General features: G+C 74.4%; 7 protein-coding genes. 1 reads left to right on the plus strand and 6 read right to left on the minus strand.

Annotated elements, in window-relative coordinates; all coding sequences use genetic code 11:
• On the minus strand, positions 1 to 363 hold a 363-nt coding region (locus AC2CHG_RS28355; protein WP_484525946.1), incomplete at its 3' end, for a site-specific integrase.
• Positions 364 to 374: 11 nt separating this feature from the next.
• Positions 375 to 1,490, minus strand: a complete 1,116-nt coding sequence (ald, locus tag AC2CHG_RS28360; RefSeq protein WP_030274367.1) for an alanine dehydrogenase — start codon at positions 1,488 to 1,490, stop codon at positions 375 to 377.
• Positions 1,491 to 1,676: 186 nt separating this feature from the next.
• Between ald and AC2CHG_RS28365 the strand changes: the two genes are divergently transcribed.
• On the plus strand, positions 1,677 to 2,030 hold the full coding sequence (locus AC2CHG_RS28365) for a TM2 domain-containing protein (RefSeq protein ID WP_410054965.1): 354 nt from the start codon (positions 1,677 to 1,679) through the stop codon (positions 2,028 to 2,030).
• 67 nt (positions 2,031 to 2,097) lie between these two features.
• Here the strand turns inward: AC2CHG_RS28365 and AC2CHG_RS28370 are convergent, their stop codons facing one another.
• The 4 genes from AC2CHG_RS28370 to AC2CHG_RS28385 all read right to left on the minus strand — a co-directional run.
• Entirely contained in the window at positions 2,098 to 2,703 is a 606-nt protein-coding gene (locus AC2CHG_RS28370) for an NUDIX domain-containing protein (RefSeq protein WP_484525947.1), read from the minus strand.
• Positions 2,704 to 2,737: 34 nt separating this feature from the next.
• Entirely contained in the window at positions 2,738 to 4,468 is a 1,731-nt protein-coding gene (gene pyrG / locus AC2CHG_RS28375; RefSeq protein ID WP_484525948.1) for a CTP synthase, read from the minus strand.
• Positions 4,469 to 4,749: 281 nt separating this feature from the next.
• Positions 4,750 to 7,143, minus strand: a complete 2,394-nt coding sequence (locus AC2CHG_RS28380) for a hypothetical protein (protein WP_484525949.1) — start codon at positions 7,141 to 7,143, stop codon at positions 4,750 to 4,752.
• The coding region (locus AC2CHG_RS28385; RefSeq protein ID WP_484525950.1) for a glycosyltransferase family 4 protein at positions 7,143 to 7,769 on the minus strand (627 nt) is incomplete at its 5' end. The genes AC2CHG_RS28385 and AC2CHG_RS28380, both read right to left, overlap by 1 nt.

Raw genomic sequence — 7,769 nt, forward strand, 5'->3', positions numbered from 1 at the left:
GCGCGGCGGTGCGGGCGGGCGGACGTCGCGGCTGGGGTCGGCGCCGGCGAGGCCCTCACGCAACGCGAAGCGGTGCAGGCCGCGTACCGCGCTGGCCGCGCGGGCGGCGGAGGAGACGGCGAGCGGCGGGTGGTCGTCGTCGCCGGCGCGCAGCCGGGCCAGGTGGGCCTCGACCTGCGCGGGCCCGGCTGCGGCCAGGTCGTCCACCCCGGCGGCGGCCAGTGTGGCGAGGTAGCGGTCCAGGTCCCGGCGGTACGAGGCGAGCGTGTTCGCGGACAGCCCGCGTTCGACGGTGAGGTGGTCCAGATAGGTCCGGACCGCACGGCGCAGGGCCGGCGCGGGTTCCGCGCCGGCCGCGCGCACTGCGGCGTCGGTCAGCTCAGCACCTCGTCCAGCGGCAGCACGTCCATGCCGTGCGCCTCGGCGACCGGGCCGTAGACGACCTTGCCGGCGTGGGTGTTCAGACCGAGGGCCAGCGCCGGGTCGTTGCGCAGCGCCTGCTGCCAGCCCTGGTTCGCCAGTTCGAGGGCGTACGGCAGGGTGACGTTCGTCAGCGCGTAGGTGCTGGTGTTCGGCACCGCGCCGGGCATGTTCGCCACGCAGTAGAAGATCGAGTCGTGGACCTTGTAGACCGGGTCGGCGTGCGTGGTCGGGCGCGAGTCCTCGAAGCAGCCGCCCTGGTCGATGGCGATGTCGACGAGCACGCTGCCCGGCTTCATCCGGGAGACCAGCTCGTTGGAGATGAGCTTCGGGGCCTTCGCGCCGGGCACCAGCACCGCGCCGATGACCAGGTCCGCGTCGAGCACGGCCCGCTCGATCTCGTACGCGTTGGAGGCGACGGTCTGCAGGTGGCCCCGGTAGATGGCGTCGGCGGAGCGCAGCCGGGCCACGTTCTTGTCCAGCAGCAGCACCTCGGACTGCAGGCCGAGCGCGATGGCGGCGGCGTTCAGGCCGGACACGCCCGCTCCGATGACCACGGTCTTCGCGGCGTACACACCGGAGACGCCGCCGGGCAGCACGCCCCGACCGCCACCGGTGCGCATCATGTAGAAGGCGCCCACCTGCGGGGCGAGGCGGCCGGCCACCTCGGACATCGGGGCCAGCAGCGGCAGCGAGCGGTCGGGCAGCTCGACCGTCTCGTACGCGATGCCGGTGACCTTCCGGTCGACCAGCGCGTCGGTGCACTCGCGGGACGCGGCCAGGTGCAGGTAGGTGAACAGCACCTGCCCCTCGCGCATCCGGTGGTACTCCTCGGCGATCGGCTCCTTGACCTTCAGCACCAGATCGGCGGTGTCCCACACCTCGTCGGCGGTGGCCAGGATCTTCGCGCCGGCGGCGGCGAACTCGTCGTCGGTGATGCTGGAGCCGACTCCGGCGCCTGCCTCCACGAAGACCTCGTGGCCGTGGCGGGTGAACTCGTTGACGCCGGCGGGCGTGATCGCCACCCGGTACTCGTGGTTCTTGACCTCGCGGGGGATTCCGACCTTCACGATGCAGACACCTTCCTCCGGGGCGGCTCACCCCCGACTGCGCGGCCGCGCCGGCTCCGTTGCCGGCGCGGTCCTCCTGTCCCGCCGGCGGCAGTCTAGGCCCGTGGGAAGCCCACGGACGGCGACACTGTGACATCCGGTGCCCGCTGGTCCTGACGGTGTGTCAGGCATGCCTCGGACTGCCCGGTGGAGACGCCATCCGCCGAGAGGACAAAGTTCGATGACATCTTCCCACCGGCTGGGTGGCGAGGCCGACAGGATGTGAACCGATCACTATTGTGTCCGCTCATGACCACTCCTTATCAGCAGTACCCGCAGGGCGTCTCGGACAAGAGCAAGGTCGTCGCGGGTGTGCTTCAGATCCTGCTCGGCGGCTTCGGCATCGGCCGGTTCTACATGGGCGACACCAAGACCGGTGTCATCCAGCTCATCGTCACGCTCGTGACGTGCGGCTTCGGTGCGATCTGGGGCCTCGTCGACGGCATCCTGATCCTGGTCAACGGCGGTGTCGACGGGCAGGGACGCCCGCTGCGCGACTGAGCGCAGGCACACGGAAGGGGCCGCGCGGTGCGTCGCACCGGGCGGCCCCTTCGTCGTCCGTGCCGGATCAGCGCGGCAGCGACGCCTCCGGGCGGCGCAGCCCGGTGAAGCCGGTGTCGCGGGCGCGGGCGGCGGCGAGCAGACCGGCCACGCAGGACGCGTTGGTGATCTCGCCGGCCAGCACCATCCGCACCGCCTCATCCAGGTCCACCCGGACCACCTGGAGGTCGGCCTCCTCGTCGTGCCGGTCGTGCCGCTGGTCGGCCGGCACGTCGGCCAGGTCGCGGGCCAGGAAGACCCGCACCACCTCGTCGGTGAACCCGGGCGAGCTGTGCAGGTCGACGAGCACGTCGACGCGGCCCGCGGTCAGGTCCGCCTCCTCGGCCAGCTCCCGCAGCGCGGCGGCGGCCAGATCCTCGCCGCCGACGTCCATCAGCCCGGCGGGCAGCTCCCACAGGTGCCGGCCGACCGGGTGCCGGTACTGGCGGATCAGCACCACCTGACCGGCGTCGTCGAGCGCCACCACGGCGACCGCGCCGACGTGCCGCACGTAGTCGCGGGTCGCACTGCCGCCGCCGGGCATGGTGACGTCGTCGCTGACCACCGAGAAGATCCGGCCGGACCAGATCTGGCGGCGGCCGGTCACCTCGTACCGGTGCTCGACGCCGCTCACGCCGGCTCCCCGCCCGCTCGCGCGGACCGGCCGCTCACTTCGCGGACGCCTTCGCGCCACCGCCGCGGCCGGCCTTCTTCGCCGCGCCGTCCAGGTCCACCGGCAGCTGGTCGGCCTGCGAGTACGCCACGGCGGCGCCGACGAACGCGGCGAACAGCGGGTGCGGCCGGGTGGGGCGGCTCTTGAGCTCCGGGTGCGCCTGGGTGGCCACGAAGAAGGGGTGCAGGTTGCGGTCCAGCTCGACGAACTCGACCAGCCGCCCGTCCGGCGACGTGCCGGAGATGGTCAGGCCGGCCTTGGTGAGCTGGTCGCGGTAGGCGTTGTTCACCTCGTACCGGTGCCGGTGCCGCTCGCTGACCTCGGTGCTGCCGTACGCCTCGGCGACGATCGAACCCTCGGCCAGCTTGGCCGGGTACGCACCGAGCCGCATGGTGCCGCCCAGGTCGCCGCGCCCGGCGACGATGTCCTCCTGGTCGGCCATGGTGGCGATGACCGGGTGCACGGCCTCCTCGTCGAACTCCAGGGAGTTCGCACCGTCGAGGTTGGCCAGGTGCCGGGCCACCTCGATGGTCATGCACTGCAGGCCGAGGCAGAGGCCCAGCAGCGGGATGCCGTTCTCCCGCGCGTACCGGGCGGTGCCGACCTTGCCCTCGATGCCGCGGACGCCGAAGCCGCCGGGGATCACGATGCCGTCGACGCCGGACAGCGCGGCGGCGGCACCCGCCGGGGTCACGCAGTCGTCGCTGGGCACCCACTTGAGCTGCACCCGGGCGCGGTGGCCGAACCCGGCCGCCCGGATCGCCTCGCTGACCGACAGGTACGCGTCGGGCAGGTCGACGTACTTGCCGACGAGCGCGACGGTGATCGTGTGCCGGGGCTGGTGCACCCGCTCCAGCAGGTCGTCCCAGCGGGTCCAGTCCACGTCGCGGAACGACAGGCCGAGCCGGCGCACCACGTACGCGTCGAGGCCCTCCCGGTGCAGCACCTTCGGGATGTCGTAGATGCTCGGCGCGTCCGGCGCGGCGGTGACCGCCTCCCGGTCGACGTCGCAGTACAGCGACAGCTTCTCCTTGACCTTCTCCGGGATCTCCCGGTCGCAGCGCAGCACCAGCGCGTCGGGCTGGATGCCGATGCTGCGCAGCTGCGCCACCGAGTGCTGGGTCGGCTTGGTCTTCAGCTCGCCCGACGGCGCCAGGTACGGCACCAGCGACACGTGCAGGTAGAAGCAGTTGTCCCGGCCCAGGTCGTGGCGGATCTGCCGGATCGACTCCAGGAACGGCAGCGACTCGATGTCGCCGACCGTGCCGCCGACCTCGGTGATCACCACGTCGGGCACCTGGCCGTCGGCGTCCGGGTCGGCCATGCCGCGGATGCGGGCCTTGATCTCGTTGGTGATGTGCGGGATGACCTGCACCGTGTCGCCGAGGTACTCCCCGCGCCGCTCCTTGGCGATCACCGCCGAGTAGATCTGGCCGGTGGTGACGTTCGCCTTGCCGGAGAGGTCCCGGTCGAGGAACCGCTCGTAGTGCCCGACGTCGAGGTCGGTCTCGGCGCCGTCCTCGGTGACGAAGACCTCGCCGTGCTGGAACGGGTTCATCGTCCCGGGGTCGACGTTCAGGTACGGGTCGAGCTTCTGCATCACCACGCGCAGTCCGCGCGCGGTCAGCAGACTCCCGAGGCTGGAGGCGGTGAGGCCCTTACCCAGCGAGGAGGCGACGCCCCCGGTGACGAAAATGTGCCTGGTCGTCCGTGCTGTAGGGGCCAAGGCCTGCTCCCGTGTCGTCCGTAGCGGTCGTGCGAACCGCCGTGCCGATCAGCAGAGTGATCACGCGATCCACGGGATTCCACGGTAACACCATCCGGACCGTGAGCCGGCGTCGCACCCGCTGTCGGCGCACGTGAGGCCGGATCCGGGCCGGATCCGGCCCGGGTCCGGGCCTTGATCGACACCAGCTCGCCGATGTGGTGCCTTCCACCGGGCCTCGACCCCGCCACCTCCCCGACCTGGCGGGCGGCAGACCTGGCGGGCCGCGCGGGCGGCCCGGGTCAGCCGGCGGGGATCTCCGAGGACGCCGGGGTCGGCTGCGCGGGCACCCGCACGACGGCGTCGGCGCGTGGCCCGTCCGGCGCCTCCGTGCCTGCGGAGTCCTGCCCGTCCGGTCCGGCCGGCTTCCCGGCCTCCCCCGGGTCGCCGGCACCGTCACCGGCCGCACCGTCGCCCGCCGGCCGACCACCGTCCGCACCGTCGCCGGCGGGGGCGTCGCCGGCCGCGCCGCCCCTGGAGGAGTCGTCCGGGCCGCCCGGTGGGACCGTGCCCGTCTCGCCCCCGCCACGGCCGCTGTCGGGCACCGTACGGTCGGTGGAGTGGTCGAGCACCCGTAGCGCCGCCAGGGCCGCCATGGGCACCACGAGAGCCGCCGCCGCACCGGCCACGTCCAGCGCCGACCCGCCGAGGAGTCCGCCCAGCCCGACGGCCACGGCGGTGCCGGCCATCGCCGCCCGGATCGCCGGGTAGATGCCGAACAGCCGCATCAGCCCGCCCCACGGCTGGAGCAGCGCGAGCCAGACCAGCGCCGCCCCGGCCAGGGCCAGCACGGTGAGCGGGCTGTTCACCAGCGTCTGGATGTTGGAGCTGCTGGACCGGTGCACGGTGAGCCCGCCGGTGCCGTCGCCCACAGCGGCCAGGAACCGGCCCAGGCTGCCCCGCTCGTCCGCCGGACGGCCCAGGTCGACCAGGGCGAAGCCGACGGTGACCGCCAGCGCGGCCATGGTGGCCCAGGCCAGCCGGCTCACGGTGAGCCAGCCGCCGCTGCAGATCGCTGCCGCTACGCTGACGCCGGCGGTGAGCGCGATCGCGCCGATCGAGTCGGCGCCCAGGTACGGGCTGCCCACTATCACCACAGCGAGCCCGCCGACAGTCACCATCACCATCGGCCGCCAGCCCTTGCGGAACCGCTGGGCGAGCCAGCCGCCGCACAGCAGCGCCCCGGCGATGAACACGCCCAGCCCGACGGTGCCGAGCCCGGCGTACCGGCCGCCCTCCAGCGCCGAGTAGCCGACCACGCCGTTGAGCTGCAGGCGGGAGCCGGTGAGCACGTCCACGCCGACGACGAGCGTGGCCAGCCCGGCCACCGCCCCGAGCGGGCCGAGGGTGCGCTCGTGTCCAGGGGTGAACCGGACCGCCGCGGTGCCGCCGACGATGAGCAGCGCGGTCACCGAGGCGTACCAGAGGCCGGCGTGGTCGCCGCGCCACCAGGGCACGGCGTCGGCGAGCAACGCCGCGGGCACGGCGAGCGCGGCGGCGATCAGCATCAGTTCCACCACGGCGACGATGCGCGGGGACACCGGTTCCGGCCCGTGCGGGCCGGCGAGCCGGCGGGCCCGGCGCAGCAGCGGCAGCACCGCCACGGCGAGGGCGAGCTGCGCGGCGGCCAGCAGCGTGAAGAACCAGCCGGCGACGCGGCGCTGGGCGGCGGCCTCCCGGTCCGCGTCGGCCGGCGCCTCGATCGCGGCCCGCAGGTCGTCCGGCCGGTCGTCGACTGTCACCGCGGGGCGGCCGAGGAACGCCCGTTCCGGCATCGGCTTGTCCAGCACGGCGAGCACGGTCGGGGCCAGGTCGATCAGTTGCAGGTAGCCGGACCGGGCGGTGCTGGGCGAGGTCAGCCAGCCGCCCTCCCAGCCGGGGCCGTCGGCGACAGCGACGTGCAGCCGCGCCGGGGAGTCGGTGTCGGACACGCCGGCGACCAGCACCAGCGAGCGCGGCGGCCGGGCGGCGAGCACCCGGGCCAGCCGGGCGTCGGCCTGCCGCGCCTGCGCTGCCCGTACCTCCGGGTCGTCGTCGTCGACGGTGCCGACGTCGACGATGCTCAGCACGCAGGAGCCGAGCAGTTCGGCCGGGTCATCGGGGAGCGTGGGCGCGTACCTGTCGACCCGGCCGAACGGGCGGGCGGCGGCCACCGCGGCGCCCGGCCCGACCGCCACCGAGCAGCGCACCGACTCGGCCAGCGCACCGGGCGTGGCGCCCCAGGAGAGCTGCTCCTGGTTGTGCACGACCGCGCTGGCCTGGTCGGGCAGGTTCGCGCCGATGCCGTCGGGCCGTTCGACTGTGACGGCGGTGGCCGGGCAGCCGCCGCTCGGGCGGGCGCCGGGCCAGGCGGCGAAGTTCCCCGCGCCGAGCGTGAGCCAGCCGTCGACCGGGCAGGTGGGGCGGTGCGCGGAGCGCACCGAGAGCGACCCGATCGCGCCCTGCTCGGCCATCCGCCACAGCGTCGGCGTGTTCTCCGGGTCGACGTCGTCCCACCGCAGGCCCGCCGCGCCGACGAGCACAACGTAGTCGGCGTTCGGCCGGGTCGCGCCGTCGTCCGGGCGGGCGGACAACGCGGTGATACCGAGCACCACCACGACCAGGGTCAGCAGCACCGGGGTCAGTCTGCGCAGCATCAGCGGTTCCCGGTGGAGAGCTGCGGCGTCAGCTCGGCGTAGAGGCCGGCGAGCGCGGCCACGGTGTCCGCCTCGGTGGGCCAGGTCGCGGCCCGGGCCAGGCCGCGCCGGCCCAGGTCGGCCCGGCGGGCGGGGTCGTCGAGCAGGTCGCGCACCGCCGCTTCGACGGCGTCCACGTCGCCCGGCGGCACCAGCACCGCCGCGTCGCCGACCAGGTCCGGCAGACCGCCGACGGCGGTCGCGACCAGCGGTACGCCGGCCCGCAGCGCCTCCTGCGCGAACAACTGGCGGGCCTCCCAGTCGCTCGTCACCACCGCGAGGTCGGCGGCGCCGAGCAGGTCCGCCACGTCGGTGCGGTGCCCGAGCAGCGTCACCGGCGCGCGGGCGGCCGAGATCCGGGCGGCAAGCGGCAGGTACGCCGGACCGCTGCCCGCGACCACCACGAGCGGGGCGGGGGTACGGGTCCGCCAGCGGGCGGCGGCGTCGATCAGCACGTCGTACCGCTTCTGCGGATGCAGCCGGCCCACCGACAGGATCAGCGGGCGGTCGGCGGCGACGCCGAACTCGGCGCGTACCGCGGTGCGGCGGCGGCGCGGCGCGGGCAGCGCCGGCGCGGCGACCGGGGC

The organism is Micromonospora sp. ATLC20 (assembly GCF_057196585.1).

Excerpts from the sequence above, each read along its gene's own strand:
- AC2CHG_RS28380 (WP_484525949.1), bottom strand. The coding sequence starts at position 7,143 with ATGCTGCGCAGACTGACCCCGGTGCTGCTGACCCTGGTCGTGGTGGTG.